Genomic DNA, 17,653 nt, shown 5'->3' on the forward strand with positions numbered 1-17,653 from the left:
CGCAACGCCTTCTCCGATGACGGATCCTATCTGCCATTCGGCCCGAGACCGGAAATCCTTCAGTACTCCGGCGTGCCGCCGATGGTGGCCGTGACGGCTACTGATGCGCTGGCGACCGGAGGCAGGGCGATGGGGCGGAGCTCGATGGGTGGTGCGTTCGACAATCGCTCGCTGGGCACGAAGGTCACGGCGGCGATCCTGGTCGCCGCGGCCAGCGGGGTGATCGTCGGAGGGCTGGCCATCGCCAGCGTCCGGTCGACGCAGCGGGGCGCGGCGGAGGCGCAGCGCACGAGTGTCGTCTCGCTCGCCGCGGCCGGGACGTTCGCCAAGAACATCGAGGCGTTCAGCGGCAACATCTCGGCGCTGCGGCTGTACCCGACTCTGACCGATCGGCTCAACCAGAACCTGGACGCCAATCGGCGCGCCGTCGAGGAGTCTTTGGCCAGCTTGGAGACCAGCCTGGCCGGGGCGCCCGGCGGGCCCGGCGGCGTGGCGAAGGCGCGTCAGGATTGGAAGGCCTACACGGACTTCATCGCGGTTGACCGGACCAAGGCCACCCCGGCGGAGTTGGCGGCCGCGGTCCAGCAGTACGACACCATCTATGCCGCGCTCGGTGCGGACCAGACCGCGCTGCAGGACGCCGCGCGGGCCCAGGCCGAGGCGAGCATCAAGGTCGCAAGCGACCGCGCGGCGACCGAAACCCGGATCATCGCCGTCGTACTCGCCGTCGGCATCGCGCTCAGCCTGGCGATCGGATTCGCGGTCGTACGCCGGGCCCGCCGCGCACTCGACCGGGTGCTGCACGTCGCCGACGGGCTGGCCGAGGGCGATCTCACCCGCACCTCCGGCGTGCTCGCGCAGGACGAGGTCGGCCGGATGGCCGTCTCCCTGGACCGGGGCATCTCGCGGCTGCGTGAGGACGTTCTGGAGCTGGCCGGCAACGCCGCCACCCTGCAGCAGTCGGCGCAGCGGCTCACGTCCGTGTCGCAGGCGGTCGACACCACCGCCGGGCAGGCGTCCACGGAGGCTTCGCACGTCGCCGCCGCGGCCGGTGAGGTCTCCGGCGACCTGCAGATCGTGTCGGCCGGCTCGGCGCAGATGGGCGCCTCGATCCGCGAGATCAGCCGCTCCACCTCGGAGGCCACCACCGTCATCGCCGAGGCCGTCCAGGTCGCCGACACCACCAGCACGACCGTCGCCCGGCTCGGCGAGTCCTCGACGGAGATCGCGACCGTGGTCAAGGTCATCACCGCGATCGCCGAGCAGACCAACCTGCTCGCGCTCAACGCGACCATCGAGGCCGCCCGGGCCGGCGAGGCCGGCAAGGGCTTCGCCGTCGTCGCCAGCGAGGTCAAGGACCTCGCGCAGGAGACCGCCAAGGCCACCGAGGACATCGTCGCCCGGGTCGGGACCATCCAGTCCGACACCACCAGCGCGGTGACGGCCATCGGCGAGATCTCCGCGATCATCGAGCGCATCAACGACATCCAGGTCACCATCGCGTCCGCGGTCGAGGAGCAGTCGGCGACCACCGACGAAATGAGCCGCACGCTGTCGCGTGCCGCCGGCGGCGCGAGCGGCATCGCCGCGACCATCGCCAGCGTCTCGGAGGCGACCCTGCGGACCACCGACACCGTCGGCGACACCCGCCAGGCCGCCGATGACCTGGCCGGCATGTCGGCCCGCATGCAGGCGCTGGTGTCCCGCTTCCGATACTGACGCGCGGCGACCGGTACGAACCGGGCTGCCCCGCACCACCAGCCCGCCCGCTGGTCCTCGCGCCGCTCCCGGCGCCCGGCGAAAGGTCGACCTGCGGCCACACGGGTGACCCGCTTCGCGGCGCTCGCCGGCGAACTCGCGGAGTGCCCGTGCTGGCGTGGCCGGCCGAGGTGACCGGCCGGGTAGATCCCCCCCCGAGCCGCCACCGAGCCGTTCTCACACCTCCGGCGGGAGCTGTCCGCGACGCACGGCACAGCGTCGCGCGAGGCCCGGAGCGGAGGGGAGATTACACCGCAATGGGTGGTAAGCGCGAAAACGGTCTCGGAAATCGGGTGGAACAACCCGGTTCCCAGTCCCGGAAACGTCATTTGAATGGCTCGCGAACAACGATTCCGGGCATTTTAGGTCCCATTACCAGCGGTAACCGTGTGCTGGTCACCGCCTATGGACGCTGTCTGGTTGCCGCGGCGGATGGCGTCGGCGACGTGCCCGGACGATCGGCGAAGCGCGGTGTTGTGGGAGCATCGCCGCCACTTCGTCCCGTGTGCGAAATATGGTGAAAGTCTGTTGGTGCACATCGTGGACCGGTGGCTCGCTACTGTGCGTCATGGTCCGTGCTGGCGGGCCGTATTTGAGGTTCGCCGCGGGTGATGCCGCTCTCGTGCGACTGATTGACCGGCGTTGAACTGTCTCCGTACCGTTCCGCCCAACAGGACCGCACGGGGGAAAGAGGCCCTTGGATGAATCGTGCCTATTGGCGGCGCGGCAGCTCGCTGATCGCTTTCGCCGGACACCTCGAACGACGCCCCGGCCGTCTGCTGCGCTGCGCAATGGCGCTGGCGCTGGCAGTCACCCTGCTCGGCGCCGTGACCCCGCCGGCACCGGCCGAGGCCGCCCCGCCCGCCAAGCCGGCGTGCCCGGCCGGCCGGCCCGACCGCCCCTCGGCCGTCTCCGCCGCCCGCTTGTGCGGTGCGAAGGTCGAGGTGACCGGCGAGAAGTCGGAGACATTGCAGTTGTGGGCGAACCCGGACGGGTCGCTGACAGCGGAGCAGAGCACCGGGCCCGTCCGGATGCGCGACGGCAAGGGCGGCTGGAAGACCGTCGACCCGGCGCTGCAGGCGGACGGCGACGGCGGCGTCTCGGCGAAGGCGCACCCACGCGGCCTGAAGCTGGCGGGTGCCGCCGGTGACGGTGAGCACGAGGTCGTCCGGCTCGGCAGCGGCGACGACGCGGTCGGGCTCCTGTGGCAGGGCCGCCTGCCGAGGCCGCGGATCGAGGGCACCAAGGCGACGTACGCCGACGTGACCGACGGCGTCGACCTGGTCATCGAGTCGACCCGTGGCGGCTACGAGCAGTACTACGTCGTCAAGACCCGCGAGGCCCTGGCCCGCTCGGGCAAGCTGCGGCTGCGGTTCCGCTCGCCGGGGCTGACCGCGGTCTCCGACGGTCACGGCGGTCTGGTGTTCAAGGACAAGACGGGCCGGGAGGCCGGCCGCATCCCGCAGCCGACGATGTGGGACGCCGCGATCGGCGAGCACTCCCTCGAGCCGCTGCACGTCGGTGCCGTCGGGCTCGATGCGAGCCAGCGCGGCCCGAACCTGACGCTCGACCTCACGCCGGACCCGGCCCTCATGGCGATGAAGGACCTGACGTTCCCCGTCACCATCGACCCGTCGGTGACGCTGCTGTTCGATACGTTCGTGCAGACCGGCTACACCACCGACCAGTCCGGCAGCACCGAGCTCAAGCTCGGCTACTCCGACGACGGCGGCTCGTGGACGGCCCGGTCGTACCTCAACTGGGACACCTCGTTCCTCACCGGCGCGGTCGTCAACTCGGCGACGCTGAACCTGTGGGAGACCCACTCCTGGTCCTGCACCGCCGCGCAGTGGAACGTCTACACCACGTGGGGGCCGAACAGCTCGACCCGCTGGACGTCCCAGCCGCCGCTGATCAGCCTCCAGGGCTCCTCGACGCAGACCAAGGGGTACAACTCCTCCTGCAACGACGGCTGGGTCTCGGCCAGCATCCCGGGCTTCTTCCAGGAAGCGGCCAACTCCGGCTGGGCGACGACCGGCATGGGTCTGTGGGCCGCGAACGAGTCCAACCACAACGGATGGAAGCGCCTCTCGTCCTCGGAGGGCAGCAACCCGCCGAACGCCGTCGTCAACTTCAACGCCGTACCGCAGGTCACCTCGCAGCAGACCGAGCCTTCGACCCAATGCGCCACCGGCAGTGGCCGCCCCTTCGTCAACAAACTGCAGCCGAAGCTGCGGGCGCAGGTGACCGATCCGGAGGGCTCGCCGGTGTCGGCGACGTTCGACTGGTGGACCACGGGCGGTTCGAAGATCGGCTCAGGCACGGTGGGCCCGCAGGCGTCGGGCTCGACCTTCGAGGTTACCGTCCCGGCGGGGGCGTTCACGAACGGCGGGACGTACAGCTGGCAGGTCAGGGGTACCGACGGCGGGACGAGCGGGCCGTACACCGGATTCTGCGAATTCACTGTCGACACCACCGAGCCCGGCACACAGCCCGGCGTCTCGTCGGCCACGTTTCCGGAGAACACCTGGACCGGGTCGGTCACCGGCTATACGACCAGCACCGCGAGCGCCGCGTTCGTGCCAGGCACCACGGTGCTGGCCCTGACCGGCGACGACAACGTCGAGCAGGTCACCCTGCCGTTCCCGGTCACGTTCTACGGCCAGACCTACACCACGGCCTGGGTCGACACCAACGGCGTCATGTCGTTCGTGAACCCAAGCCGCTCCCACCCGGACGACTTCTCCGCGCTGCCGAACGCGGCCGACCCGAACGGTGCCATCTACGCGTTCGGCCAGGACATCTGGATCGACGGCTCGGGCAGCATGCGCACCGCCACCCTCGGTACCGCGCCCAACCGCACCTTCATCGTGGAGTGGAACAACTTCAAGCACTACGCGAACCAGAACAACCGGGAGAGCGCCGAGATCGTCCTCACCGAGGGCAGCACCACGGTGCGGACCAACTACACGGGCATCGACACCGATGACCCTGAGAAGGGCTCGCTCGCCCTCGTGGGTGTCGAGAACGCCACCGGTACCGCGGCGACGCAGTACTCCTACCTGACGCCGAGCCTGGCCAACAACACCCAGGTCGTCTTCACCTACGACGCCGGCACCCCGCCCGCGTCGGCCGGCACCGCGGCGAGCTTCACGTTCACGCCGGGCGGCGTGGCCGACGTTGCCTCGTACCAGTACGGCGTCGACACGAACCCGCCGGCGACCGTCGTGAACGCGGCCGCGGTCGGCGGTAACGCCACGGTCTCGATCACCCCCGACTCCGACGGGCCGCACACCCTCTACGTGCGCTCCCAGGACCGGGCCGGGAACCAGTCGCCGATCAAGGCGTACCAGTTCAACGTCGGCCACGGCGGTCTCACCTCGCCCAGGGCCGGCGACGTGAGCGCCGGCAAGGTCGCCCTCACCGCGGCCGCGAGCCCGGCCACGACCGGCGTCACCTATCAGTGGCGGCGCGCCGACACGGACACCTGGCAGAGCATCCCGGCCGCCGACGTCACGCTGGCGGCCGGCGGCGGCGCCGTCACCTGGCCGCTGGCGAAGTCCGGCGGGCAGTTCCCGAAGCTCAATTGGAGCCTCGACACGACCGTCAACGACGCCGAGGCCGGGCCCGACCCGCTCGACGGCCCGCTGCAGGTCCGGGCCCTCTTCGCCGGTGGCGCATCCGCTCCGGTCAAGATCAGCTACGACCGCAACCAGGCGACCGCCGCGACCGGCTCGGTCGGCCCGGGCACGGTCAACCTGCTCACGGGAAACTACACGCTGAGCGACACCGACGTCTCCGTCGACTCCTACGGCTCGGACCTGACCGTCACGCGGTCGTTCAACACCCGCCGCCCGGCCGCCGTCGACAAGGCCGGCATGTTCGGGCCCGGCTGGGTCTCGGGCGTCGTCGTCACCGAGGCCGAGGCGCCCTACACCAACCTGACCGTCACCGGCTCGCTCGTCCAGGTCGGCCTGCCCGGCGGCGACACGCTCGGCTTCACCGAGAAGACCACGTCGGCGTCGGCGAAGACATACGACTCCGAGACCGGGCTCGAACAGCTCGCCCTGAGCTACGCGAGCACCGGGGACACGTACACCCTGAGGGACTACGACGGCAACGTCGTGCTCTTCACCCGGATCGCCGGATCGTCGTCGGGGACCTACAACCCGACCTCGGTCACCCTGCCGGGCTCCGGGCAGACGACCAGTATCGGCTGGGAGAAGGTCACCATCGCCGGCGCCGAGGTGATCCGTCCGACGAGGACGCTCGCGCCGGTGCCGACCGGGGTCACGTGCGGCACCCTGGTGAAGGGCTGCCGAGCGCTGGACTTCAGCTACGCGACCAGCACCACCGCCACCGGCACCGGGTCGGCTCAGTGGGGCGACTACGCCGGCCGGGTCACCCAGATCTCCTTCACCGCCTGGGATCCCGATGCCGCACCGGCCGCGATGCGCACCGTCGTCATGGCCCGCTACAGCTACGACAACACCGGCCGGCTGCGCGCCGCCTGGGACCCGCGGCTGGACTGGACCGACACGTCGGTGGTGCCGGCCGTGGTACGCCACCTCGCCGACACCTACACCTACGACACCGACGGCGTCATCACCACCGTCGCGCCCTCCGGCGGCGAGGAGCCCTGGCAGCTCACGTACACCACCGTGCCCGGCGACCCCGGCAAGGGCCGCTTCGCCCAGGCGAGTCGCTCCGCGCTGACGGCCGGCACCGCCCGGCACACCGTCGTGTACAAGGTACCGATCAGCGGTTCCGGCGCGCCGTTCGACCTGTCCGCCGCGCAGACCGCGCGCTGGGGCCAGGCCGAGGCTCCGGTGGACGCGACCGCGGTGTTCACCCCGGCCGAGGTGCCGACCGGCAACCAGGCCACCGGGACGATGCCGGGCTCCTACGACCGCGCCACCATCACCTACCTCGATGCCAACGGGCGCACCGTCGACGAGACCCGGCCGGGCGGGCACACCACCACCACGTGGTACGACGCCTTCGGCAACACGGTGCGCACGCTGAGCGCCGGCAACCGCGCCCGGGCCCTGGACGCATCGGCATCGGACGCCGCGGCCGTCGAGGCGGCGCTCGCCGAGCGGCTTTCGACCGTCAATGTGTACTCCGCCGACGGCCAGGAACTGCGCGAGACCTTCGGCCCCGAGCACGACGTCGTGCTGAACAGCGGTGCCGTGGTCCGCGGCCGCAACCACACCGTCAACGTCTACGACCAGGGCGCACCGAACACCGGCGGCCCGTACCGCCTGCTGACCTCCAGCACCACCACGGCCCGCTACACCAGCTCCGGCGGCACCGGCACCGACGCCGACGCGCGGACCACCACGACCGCCTACGACTGGGCGCTGCGCCAGCCGACAGTCGAGACGCTCGACGCCGGCGGCCTGGCGCTGGCCACCCGCAAGGCCTACGACCCGAACACCGGCCTGCTCACGTCGACGACCGCGCCGGCCGGCGGCACCACGACCAACACCCCGGCGACCCGCAACACGGTGTACTACCGCGCCGGCACCGGCTCCGGGCAGACCGAGTGCGACAACCGGCCGGAGTGGGCCAACCTCGTCTGCCGGGTGCAGCCCGGCGGCCAGGCGGGCTCCGGACCCGAGCTGCCCGTCGCCGCGACGACCTACGACATGTACAACAACCCGCGCACCGTCGTCGAGAAGACCTCGGCCGGCCCGCAGCGCACGACCACGACCACCTACGACACCGCCGGCCGGCAGCTCACCGTCGCCGTCACCGGCGCCACCGGCACCGGGCAGGCCGTGCCGATCCGGCGCAACGTGTACGACCCGGCGACGGGCCGCCACACGCGGACGCAGACGCTCGACGGCTCGAACAACGTCACGGCCGAGAACGTGCGCGCCTACGACACCCTGGGCCGGGCGACCGCCTACACCGATGCCGACGGCAACGCCTCCACCACCACCTACGACCTGCTGAGCCGGCCGGCAACGGTCAACGACGGCAAGGCGACCCGCACGTACACCTACGACGGCGGCAGCGAGCGCCGCGGCCTGGCGACCGGCGTCGCCGACGCCCAGGCGGGGACGTTCGCCGGCACCTACGACGCCGACGGCCGCCTGACCGGGCAGACGTGGCCGAACGGCATCGTCGTCACCACCGGCTACGACGAGGTCGGCGACGAACGCTCGATCACCTACACCAAGCCGGGCTGCGGCCAGTCCGACTGCACCCTCTACAGCGAGACTGTCCGCTCGTCGGCCCACGGCCAGCAGCGCGAGAACAGCTCCAGCCTGTCCAGCCAGCGGTACCTCTACGACAACGCGGGCCGCCTGACCACAGTGAACGACACGGTGAGCAATGCGTGCACGACCCGCGTGTACGGCTACAACACCGCCACCGGCCGCACGTCCACGGCGACCTACAACCCCGGCACGGGCGGCGCCTGCCAGACCACGACCGCGGCGACCACGAAGAGCTGGACCTACGACACCGCGGACCGGCTCACCAGCGCCGGCTACGGCTACGACGTCCTCGGCCGCGCGAGCACCGTGCCGGCCGCCGACACGAGCAACCCGGGCGGCGGAAACCTGACCGCCGGATACCACGTCACCGACCTGGTCCGCACGCTCACCCAGGGCGGCCGGACGACGACCTACACGCTCGACGTCGGCGGCGAGCGCGTGCGCGGCTGGACAGACTCCGACGGCACCACGACCACCACGAAGACCAACCACTACGCGTCCGACGACGACCGTCCCAAGTGGACGGACGAGGCGGGTGGTGAGTGGACGCGGGTCGTGGCCGGAGTCGATGGCATGGCGGCGATCACTACCACGTTCGGCGTCACCGACACGGACTGGCAGCTGTCCAACCTGCACGGCGACGTCGTGGCCACCGTGCACAACACAGACTCCGGGCTGAGCACGGCGGGCGGCTCGACCGAGTTCGGCGGCCAGCGCAACGCCGCCGACACCGGCGCCCGCCGCTACGGCTGGCTCGGTGCGGAGCAGCGGGCCGCGGACACCCCGTCCGGCCTGGTCCTGATGGGCGTTCGCCTCTACCTGCCTACGGTCGGCCGGTTCCTGTCGGTGGACCCGGTCTACGGCGGCAGCTGCGGCGCGTACGACTACACCTGCGCCGACCCGCTCAACGGCTCGGACCTCGACGGCAAGGAGAACAAGCCGCGACGATGGGGATGGCCGGACTGGCGGCGGCCGCTGCAGAATGTCGGCAACAAGGTCGCCAGCCGCCTCGGCAGCATCTGGCGGTCGGCGAACAACGCCGTATTCCGCGGGGCCATCATCGGGGCGGCGAAGGTGTGGAAGGCGGCCAAGTGGGCCTACAGCCGGGTCCGCGGCGCGATCTACTACTCGGGCAAATTCGGCAACGTCGGCACCACGATCGGCATGGGCTTCGGGGCGTCGCTGAGCTGCGGCAGAGGCCATGACTGGCGGTACTGCGGCATCGGTATCCTGGCCGGCGGATCGATCGGCAACGGGATCGGCCGGGGCATCGGGATCGCCTACGGCCTGTGGAAGGGCAGCAGCAAATGGTGGTGACCGGCTGGCCGGCCGTGGCGCTGTCCGTCGTCCTGGCGCTCACGGCGATCGTCGCCCTGATCGGGGCCGCGGTCGCGCTCCGCGCGGGCCGTCGACTGATCGCCGCCGCCGAGGCGTCGTACGTTGCCCTCGCGGGCGTCACGTACGCCGCCATCGTGCGAGGCGTCACCTGGGCACTGCTTGCGGCCCCGGTGCTGATCGGCGCGACGATCGGGCTGCGGTGGCTTGATCGGCGCCGGCACCGCGCCGACGTGCCCGGTCCGAGCTGACCGGGCGGAGCGAGAACGGGCCCGAGGATCCGTCCTCGGGCCCTGTCTGCCGGGTTCAGGCGACGTGGTTGTCGTACGTCGCGCGGTTGGCGAGCACGTCGTCCATGTGCGTTTCGGCCCAGGCCTTCAAGCCGCGCATCATCTGGTGCAGGGAGAGGCCGAGGTCGGTCAGCTCGTAGGTGACCGTGACGGGCACGGTCGGCGTCACAGTGCGGGTGATCAGACCGTCGCGTTCCAGGGAGCGCAGCGTCTGCGTCAGCATCTTCTGACTGACGCCGGCCAGCAGGCGTGACAGCTCCGAGTACCGCATCGGCCGGGGTTCACCGGCGCAGTCGGCGCCGAACTGATGCGAGCCGTCGCTGCGCAGCGCGGCCAGCACCAACGTGACCCACTTGTCCGCGATTTGGTCGAGCAGTTGGCGACTGGGACATTGCGCCAGGAAAGCGTCATATTCCACCTTGGCCTGTGCCCTCTTCTGCGCCGCTGTCGTCGTTGCCATCCAACCGCTCCTTCCACCGCTGGGTGCGTTACGAACCTCTAGGTGCCTACTTCCCGCAGGGAAGTTACCCCCTGATAGTGAAGCAGGCATCCCGCGATGCACCGAACCGCTCAGCGCGACACGAACAGACAGAGGTATGAGCATGGCCTCCACTTCCCTTCCCGGCGGCACCTGGACGCTGGGAGACCTGACCGTCACCCGGTTCGGCTACGGCGCCATGCAGCTCGCCGGCCCCTGGGTCATGGGACCGCCGGCCGACCGCGACGGCGCACTCGCCGTCCTCCGCGAGGCCGTCGAGCTCGGCATCACCCATATCGACACCGCCGACGCCTACGGGCCGCATGTCACCAACCAGCTGATCCGGGAGGCGCTGCACCCGTACCCGGAGTCGCTGCACATCGTGACCAAGGTCGGCGCGATCCGCGACCAGCAGGGCGGCTGGCCTGCGGCCCGTGACCCGGAGAGCCTGCGCCGGGCTGTGCACGAGAACCTCGAGAACCTCGGTCTCGACGTGCTCGACCTGGTCAACCTCCGGCTGGGCAATGCCGAGGGGCCCCAGCCCGGTTCGGTCGCCGAGGCGCTCGAGACGCTCGTCGAACTCCAGCAGCAGGGCCTGATCCGGCACCTCGGCCTGAGCAATGCGACGCCGGAACAGGTCGCTGAGGCGCAGACGATCGCGTCGATCGTGTGCGTGCAGAACATGTACAACCTCGCACACCGCCAGGACGACGAGCTGATCGACACGCTCGCCGAGCAGGGCATCGCCTACGTGCCGTTCTTCCCGCTCGGCGGCTTCAGCCCGCTGCAGTCCTCGGCGCTCTCGACCGTGGCCGCCCGGCTGGAGGCGACACCGATGTCCATCGCCCTGGCGTGGCTGCTGCAGCGCTCGCCGAACATCCTGCTGATCCCCGGCACCTCGTCCACGACACACCTGCGCGAGAACATCGCGGGCGCGGGCCTCTCCCTCTCCGACAACGACCACGCCGAGCTGGACAACATCGGTCGCTAGCGAAACAGGCCCTCGGCCCGGTCAGACGAGGCCGGCAGGGGCATTGTCGCCGTAGCTCATGAGGCCGCAGCGCCGCGCTGATCAAGAGGGTCTGCGGCCCGAGCTGGGGTGGCCGACCAGCTGGCGAGGACTTTGAGCCGGTCTTCGGACGCGGTGCCGGGTTCGGCGGTGTAGATGATCAGGTTGTGCACGGCTCGGCTGGACAGGGGCAGGTCGAGGTGCTGGAAGGTCAGCTCCAGGTGGCCGACCTCGGGGTGCTGGAGTCGTTTGATGCCGTCGTGGCGGATCAGGACGTCGTGCGCGGCCCATTGGTCGCGGAACTCGGGGCTGAGGGTGGACAGCTCGCCGATGAGGTCGCGCAGCGCCCGGTCGCGGGGCTCGCGAGCGGCCTCGGCGCGCAGCAGGGCGGCGGTGGCGTTGCCGGCGGCGTCCCAGTCGACGAAGAAGTCGTGCGCGCCGGGGTCGAGAAAGATGTAGCGGGCGATGTTGGGGCGGCCGCGCTTGTCGATGGTGGCGCTGTCGAACATCGGCGCGTACAGGGCTCGGGCCAGAAGGTTGCTGGCGATGACGTCCGTGCGGCCGTTGCGCACGAACGCTGAGGACATCGTCATGGAGTCGAGCAGCCACTGGACTCGGGGCGGGACCTCGACGTCCCGGCGGCGCGATGGCGTGCGACTCCCGGCCCGCGATGACTGGGCCAGGTCGAACAGGTAGGTGCGTTCGTCGTCGTCCAGGCGCAGGGCGCGGGCGACCGCGTCGAGGACGTCTTCGGACACACCGCCGATATGACCCTTTTCAAGCCGTGTGTACCACTCTGTGCTCACGCCGGCGAGAACGGCGACCTCCTCGCGCCGCAGCCCGGCGACCCGGCGACGGGCGCTGGTCGGCAGCCCGGCCTGCGCCGGGGTGATTTTGGCGCGTCGGCTCGCGAGGAAGTCCCGGATCTCGCCGCGGTGTCCGGGCTGCTGGTCCATGTCCTTCACGGTATCCGCCGGTCGCGGCGCGAGAGGGGTAGAGGTTGTACCCCCATAAACGCGACCTTCTCCGGCAGCGGCGATCGCGGTCTTCTGGGGTCGAACGCGTAACGGAGGTAGGGGACATGACGAGCAAGACGCTGACAATGCCGGCGGTGGCGCTGGGCACATGGGCCTGGGGGGACAGCGGCGAGGCGGGCGACGGCTATTTCGGCAGTCGGCTGACCGCGTCCGGTCTGGGCGAGGTCGTCGAGAAGGCGCAAGCGAACGGGTTCACCTTGTGGGACACCGCGGTGGTGTACGGCATGGGTCACTCGGAAACGGTCCTCGCTCAGGCGCTGAAGGGCTACGCCCGCAGCGAGTACCAGCTGTCGACGAAGTTCACCCCACAGGCCGCGGGCGACGGCGACGATCCGGTCGCGGGGATGCTGGAGCAGAGCCTCGACCGATTGGGTACGGAATATGTGGATTGGTACTGGATCCACAACCCCGCCGACGTGGCCCGCTGGACGCCGCTGCTGATTCCGCTGCTGCGGAGCGGCAAGATCAAGCATGTCGGCGTCTCGAACCACAACATGCGGGAGATCGCTCTTGCCGACCAGATCCTCGGCGAGGCCGGCTTTCGCGTGGAGGCGGTCCAGAACCACTACAGTCTGCTGTTCCGCAGCTCCGAGCGCGCGGGCATTCTCGACTACTGCCGCGAGCACGACGTGCGGTTCTTTTCCTACATGGTCCTCGAGCAGGGAGCGCTGACCGGCCGGTACGGCCCGGCCCGTCCGTTGCCCGCGGGCAGCAACCGGGCGGCCGCGTACGACGGCATCCTGCCCAAACTCCAGGTGCTGACGGACAGGATGCGCGCGATCGGCGGGGACCGAGGCGCGTCCGCCGCCGACGTGGCCACCGCCTGGGCCATCGCCAAGGGGACCACCCCGATCATCGGCGTCACGAAGGCGAGTTACATCGACGGGCTGGTCCGAGCTCGCGGCATCGAGCTCGCCGACGAGGAGATCGCGGAGCTGGAGGCGCTGGCGGACGCCGCGGACGTCGACACGCGCGGCTGGTGGGAGCACGAGATGTAGCAAGCGCTTCGCTGAGCCGGTACAGGGGTCGGGTCATCTTCGGCCCGTCCCCGGTCGGCTGCGACCGCGGGCGAGAATGTTGCTCGGGGCCCGTGTGGTGCGGGACTATGCGCTGGCGGCGTAGAGCAGGTCGCGGACTTGTGGTCGCTCTTCGCGGTCAGTGCGCCAGACGAGGCGCAGCGTCAGCGCGGGCAGCGGGAAGTCGAGGACGGCCAGGGTCCCGCTTTGGACGGCGCCGGTGATGGCGAACCGCGGTAGGAGAGCGACGCCAAGTCCCTGTTCCGCCCAGGAGCGGGCGGTGGCGACCGAGCCGACGAAGGCGCGTTCGGGGCCGGGGCCGAGGAGTTTATCGGCGGCCAGTGCGAACGAGCAGTTCGGCGCGTTGAGGAGCAGCCGTTGGCCGTGCAGGTTCGTGGGGCGGGGTTGTTCACGTTGTAGCTGGTGGTCGGGTTGGGTGACGAGGGTCAGCGGGACTGGGGCGAGGTCGAGGAAGCTCAATGATTCGGCTGGCGGTTGGAAGCCGAGTTCGCCGAGGGTGGTGCCGGTGTCGAGCAGCAGGGCCGCGTCGAGCTTCGCTGGCTCTGATCGCACGGCTGTATCCGGATCCGGCGCGACGTACCAGGGCGGTCGGCACGTGGGCGGCGATCAGCGGGGCCGCCGTAGCCGTCGGCCCGGTCGTCGGCGGTGTGCTGGTCGACCTGGCCGGCTGGCGGCGGTGTTCGTGGTCAACGTGCCGATCACCGTCCTCGTGCTCGCGTTGACCTCGGGTGCGCTGGTGTGTTGCCCGGCCACCGGCCGGCGTATCCATTGGACGGCACAAGCCGCCCTCGGCGTCGCGGTGGCCGCGGGCACTGACGCGGTGATCGCCGTCGGCGCGACATCGTGGCTGCACGCGGGCGGGGCAGCGACGGTGGCGGTGCTTGCGGTGGCGGTGTTCGCCCGGCTGGAGCGGACCGGTCGTACACCGGTGCTTCCCCGGGGGCTGCTGGCCGGCCCCGGTATTCCGGCTGGCCTGTTCGTCGGTGCGGCTGTCAACTTCACCCTGAACGGGACCCTGTTCGTGTTGCCGCTGCTGCTTCAGCAGGACCGTCACCTGGGCGCTGCCGCCAGTGGTCTGGCCCTGCTGCCGTTGACACTGCCGTTCGTCATCAACCCGCCACTGACCAGCCGCCTGGTGAGCCGCTTCGGGCCGCGTCGGCCCGTGCTCAGCGGACTCGGGCTGCTCGCCGCCGGCAGCGCGGGGCTGGCACTGGCAACCTGGTCGGCCGCCGGATACGGCTGGCACGCCGCTGCTCTCCTGGTGGTCGGGATCGGTGTGTCGCTGGTGCTGCCTGCCGTGGTCGCCGCGGTGCTGAGCGTCGCCCCGGCGGCTGTCGCCGGCGCCGGGAGCGGCCTGCTCAACGCCGTACGACAGCTCGGCGCGACCGCGGGCGTGGCCGCGATGGGCGCTCTGCTGCACACCAATGTCCGCACCGGCACCGGCGGTGCTCTCGCGCTGGCTGCCGTCATCTGTGCCACGGCCGCGGCGTGGTTCGGCCTCGGCGGCCGTGGTCGGCACCGGAGCCGCCCGGAGAACGCGAAGGGGTAGCGGTCGGCCGCGGCATGACCAGGACCTGATCGGCTGGGGCCGGTGCCGGCTTGGGTGGGCTGCCCTTGGTCCGTTCAGCCGTGGCCGCCCTGGACGACGGCGGTTGCCCTGTACGGCATCCCGATTCAGGTCTCAGACCTCGTCGTTGCTGATTTCGCGGAGCGAGCCGTCGTGCATGTAGCGGTAGCGCCGCGGCGGTCGCATCATCTGCAGTACCTGTCGCATCCGCGCCTCGCGTTCGGCCTGTTCTCGACCGGATGGGTCGGCGACCCGGAAGGCGTGCAGGTGCACGTCGAACGGGTCGATGTCGTCCGGGCCGGGGCGGCCTTCGAGAATGAAGCCGAACAACGCGCGCAGGGCGTCTTCCCCCAGCTCCAGCGGGTGGAAGGGCAGCGGGTACGGGCCACTGCCGGGAAACGTCGGCTCGACCGGATGCGCGCCCGCCCAGTAAGGCAGCTCGAACGCGAATGGCTCGCCGATGTTCTCCCCGATGCCGCCGTCTGGTGAGACGCTCAGCGAGCGGACGAGGTCGCCGTTGTCCCACACGGCGAAGCACAGCCAGTCGGAGGCCGAGTGCATCCCGTGCATGATGATCCGCCGGCCGGCGCCGGCTTCGAGCAGGCGGTCCGGCAGTTGCGACGGGCGGTCGCGGATGAGTCGCCGGTCGCAGAACAGCTCGGCGCCGGCCAGGACGGTCGCGTAGCTCGCGTCGTCTGGCGGATAGGCATGGTCACCGAGCGAGCCGTCACCGATCGCCGTCACCTCGTAGCCGGGGTGCAGCTCGCGCACGCGGTCGATGACCTGCGCCGGCTCCGAGCGGATCGCGCCTCGCAGGGCGGGGCGAAGGTCACCATCGGTGAAAGCAAGCAGTGCTGTCTTCGCGCCCATCGAACCTTCGCCTCCGGCCGGGATGGTCTCCACAGGCTACGGCCGGCCGCCGACGCCTCGACAAGGGGCAGCCGTCCCAGGAGCGCATCCGGCGCTCGCCGCGCTCCGCGACCACCTCGAGTCCGGGCGGGCGCACGTATCCGGCGCCGACGTGTGGAGCCGGCCTGGGCAGCATCCGACGGCGACCCGGTGGAGATCACGCCCGACGGGTTACCTCGACTGGTGAAGACCGTTGCCGGGCTTCTGCCGCCGACACCGCGAAGGTTCAGTACGCTCGGAATCGTGCGGCGCGGGCGATGGCTTCTGATCGTGGCCCCAGCAGTGCTCGCCGCCACCGCATGTCACAGGCAGGCGCCCCAAGAGGCCCCCGTCGCCGGATGGCGCAGCATCCCCGGAGCGTTCGCGGCGCCGGCCGGAGCCTCCGCCTCCGCGATACTGCTCATGCCGGCGCCGAATGGCTGCTTCTACGCCGTCGGGGCCGTCGACGACGGCAGCCGGCGGCATGTCGGGGTGTGGCTCGGGACCGGCGCATGCGATCAGACCCAGCTGATCAACCCGACCGAACTGCCGTCCGCCGCACCCGGAATCACCGAACGCAACACCGTCGTGGACGCCGTCGAGCGCAACGGCACGTGGATGACGCTCGTAGCGTCCACCGCAGCCGGCTCAGCCTGGGGCGATGTACTGCGCGGCACCCCGGGTCACTGGGAGCAGACCCGGCTGCGGGAACCGCCAGACGACACGGACGACACCCCGACGGCCGTCGGGGTGATCGGCAACGAGTTCGTCGCCGTCGGCCAGCGCGGCAGGCAACCGGCGGCATACTTCTCCTCCGGCGGCTCGTGGAACGAGCGCGACCTGCCGTCGGGAGATCTCGGCACGGCCGAGCCGCTCGGCATCGCCAGCGCACCGACAGGCCCGGCCGTGATCGTGGGGCGGGCCGGCGGAGTCGCCATCGTCTGGTCGAGCCGTGACGGCGGAGCCACCTGGTCGACTCGACGATCACCAGACCTGACCGAACTCACCGAGGTCGTACACGACGGCGAGCTGTTTCTCGCCATCGGCGCTGCGGCCGACGGTACAGCCCAGGTGCTGACATCCGCCGACGGCGCCATCTGGAATACCGACACCGCCGCCCTACCGAAAGGCACCGGACTCCTGCAGACCATCCAGGTACTGGGGCCCGGACAGGTGTACGCGGTCGGCCGGGCTGGGGCAGGTGAGCAGTGCGCCACCGCCTGGCACCGAGAATCGGCAGCGTGGAGGCCAGAGCCGCTCGGCTGTCACGGCACCCCCACCGCGCTCCTCAAGCTCGCCGACGGCCGGTTCGCCGCCGTCGGAGGTACGACGCTCTGGCTTCGCAAGCCCTGACGATCACGCGATCGCGGCCCTCGTGAACGGCAACCGAGACCCCGGTGGCCGTCGGACGTTTGCGCTGGCAACATCGACCGTCCCGGCCGGCTTCCGGTCGTACTCAGCCGTTTGGAGCCGAGCCGCGAGTGCGGTGCTCGTTCAGCAGTTGAGAATGCGCCGCCGCGGCGGCGTTCGTGGCTGGGCTGCTGTCCGACGTGGAGGTCAAGACGTGCTGGCAGTTGGCTGAGCGGGCCGGACACTAGGGCGACAGCGGGCGCCAGTGCAGCGGGGTCGAGAGCACCATCGTGCTCGACGGCTGGCCGTACGGGGCCAGGCGATCGATCGTCGACTCGAAGTCCTGCATCGAGGCCGTCACGACCTTCAGGATCGAGCACGCGTCGCCGGTCACGCGGTGGATCTCCATCACCTCCGGCCAGTCCAGCACGCTGGGATCGCGCAGCACGCAGCGCGCGCCGTAGCACGACATCCTGATCAGGGCGACCACGTGCCGGCCGGCCTTGGTCAGGTCGACGTGTGCGTGGTAGCCGGTGATCACCCCGGCGGTCTCCAGCCGGCGCACCCGCTCGGCGACGGCCGGGGGTGACAGGTGCACCCGGCGGGACAGCTCGGAGTAGGACAGCCGGGCGTCGTCCTGCAACTCGCGCAGCAGCGCCCAGTCCATGTTGTCCACG

General features: G+C 70.7%; 13 protein-coding genes. 8 read left to right on the top strand and 5 right to left on the bottom strand.

Annotated features, from left to right (window positions below; translation table 11 throughout):
* Window positions 1-144: 144 nt before the first annotated feature.
* From AC6JBM_RS13815 to AC6JBM_RS13825, 3 genes are all read left to right on the top strand, one after another.
* Entirely contained in the window at window positions 145-1,719 is a 1,575-nt protein-coding gene (locus tag AC6JBM_RS13815; RefSeq protein WP_497984006.1) for a methyl-accepting chemotaxis protein, read from the top strand.
* Between the two features lie 740 nt (window positions 1,720-2,459).
* Window positions 2,460-9,302 carry an NIDO-like domain-containing protein gene (locus AC6JBM_RS13820; protein ID WP_497984007.1) on the top strand — a complete coding sequence of 2,281 codons (6,843 nt, stop codon included), beginning with the start codon at window positions 2,460-2,462 and terminating at the stop codon, window positions 9,300-9,302.
* Window positions 9,293-9,571 carry a hypothetical protein gene (locus tag AC6JBM_RS13825; RefSeq protein WP_497984008.1) on the top strand — a complete coding sequence of 93 codons (279 nt, stop codon included), beginning with the start codon at window positions 9,293-9,295 and terminating at the stop codon, window positions 9,569-9,571. The genes AC6JBM_RS13820 and AC6JBM_RS13825 overlap by 10 nt, the downstream gene beginning before the upstream one ends.
* A 55-nt stretch (window positions 9,572-9,626) precedes the next feature.
* Here AC6JBM_RS13825 and AC6JBM_RS13830 read toward each other — a convergent pair whose 3' ends face one another.
* Entirely contained in the window at window positions 9,627-10,070 is a 444-nt protein-coding gene (locus AC6JBM_RS13830; protein WP_497984009.1) for a winged helix-turn-helix transcriptional regulator, read from the bottom strand.
* Window positions 10,071-10,212: 142 nt separating this feature from the next.
* On the opposite strand from AC6JBM_RS13830, the gene AC6JBM_RS13835 reads away from it, so the two are divergent.
* The gene (locus AC6JBM_RS13835; RefSeq protein WP_497984010.1) at window positions 10,213-11,079 is read left to right on the top strand and encodes an aldo/keto reductase family oxidoreductase; all 867 of its coding nucleotides are present in this window, start codon (window positions 10,213-10,215) and stop codon (window positions 11,077-11,079) included.
* Window positions 11,080-11,135: 56 nt separating this feature from the next.
* Here the strand turns inward: AC6JBM_RS13835 and AC6JBM_RS13840 are convergent, their stop codons facing one another.
* On the bottom strand, window positions 11,136-12,053 hold the full coding sequence (locus AC6JBM_RS13840) for a helix-turn-helix transcriptional regulator (protein ID WP_497984011.1): 918 nt from the start codon (window positions 12,051-12,053) through the stop codon (window positions 11,136-11,138).
* A 125-nt stretch (window positions 12,054-12,178) separates the two neighbouring features.
* On the opposite strand from AC6JBM_RS13840, the gene AC6JBM_RS13845 reads away from it, so the two are divergent.
* Window positions 12,179-13,132, top strand: coding sequence for an aldo/keto reductase (locus tag AC6JBM_RS13845; RefSeq protein WP_497984012.1), 954 nt, complete (start codon window positions 12,179-12,181; stop codon window positions 13,130-13,132).
* A 105-nt stretch (window positions 13,133-13,237) separates the two neighbouring features.
* Here the strand turns inward: AC6JBM_RS13845 and AC6JBM_RS13850 are convergent, their stop codons facing one another.
* A complete protein-coding gene (locus AC6JBM_RS13850) occupies window positions 13,238-13,723 on the bottom strand; it encodes a substrate-binding domain-containing protein (protein ID WP_497984013.1) in 486 nt (161 codons plus the stop codon).
* Here AC6JBM_RS13850 and AC6JBM_RS13855 point away from each other — a divergent pair.
* Both AC6JBM_RS13855 and AC6JBM_RS13860 read left to right on the top strand, forming a co-directional pair.
* Window positions 13,630-13,893 carry an MFS transporter gene (locus AC6JBM_RS13855; RefSeq protein WP_497984014.1) on the top strand — a complete coding sequence of 88 codons (264 nt, stop codon included), beginning with the start codon at window positions 13,630-13,632 and terminating at the stop codon, window positions 13,891-13,893. The genes AC6JBM_RS13850 and AC6JBM_RS13855 overlap by 94 nt on opposite strands.
* On the top strand, window positions 13,848-14,720 hold the full coding sequence (locus AC6JBM_RS13860) for an MFS transporter (protein WP_497984015.1): 873 nt from the start codon (window positions 13,848-13,850) through the stop codon (window positions 14,718-14,720). Before AC6JBM_RS13855 ends, AC6JBM_RS13860 begins: the two co-directional genes overlap by 46 nt.
* A 132-nt stretch (window positions 14,721-14,852) precedes the next feature.
* Here AC6JBM_RS13860 and AC6JBM_RS13865 read toward each other — a convergent pair whose 3' ends face one another.
* Window positions 14,853-15,608 (bottom strand): DUF6928 family protein, encoded by a 756-nt coding sequence (locus tag AC6JBM_RS13865; protein ID WP_497984016.1) that lies wholly within the window; start codon window positions 15,606-15,608, stop codon window positions 14,853-14,855.
* 189 nt (window positions 15,609-15,797) lie between these two features.
* On the opposite strand from AC6JBM_RS13865, the gene AC6JBM_RS13870 reads away from it, so the two are divergent.
* Window positions 15,798-16,979, top strand: coding sequence for a beta propeller repeat protein (locus AC6JBM_RS13870; protein WP_497984017.1), 1,182 nt, complete (start codon window positions 15,798-15,800; stop codon window positions 16,977-16,979).
* 241 nt (window positions 16,980-17,220) lie between these two features.
* Here the strand turns inward: AC6JBM_RS13870 and AC6JBM_RS13875 are convergent, their stop codons facing one another.
* A complete protein-coding gene (locus tag AC6JBM_RS13875) occupies window positions 17,221-17,652 on the bottom strand; it encodes an Lrp/AsnC family transcriptional regulator (RefSeq protein ID WP_497984018.1) in 432 nt (143 codons plus the stop codon).
* Window position 17,653 lies beyond the last annotated feature (1 nt).

Source organism: Dactylosporangium thailandense (assembly GCF_059739745.1).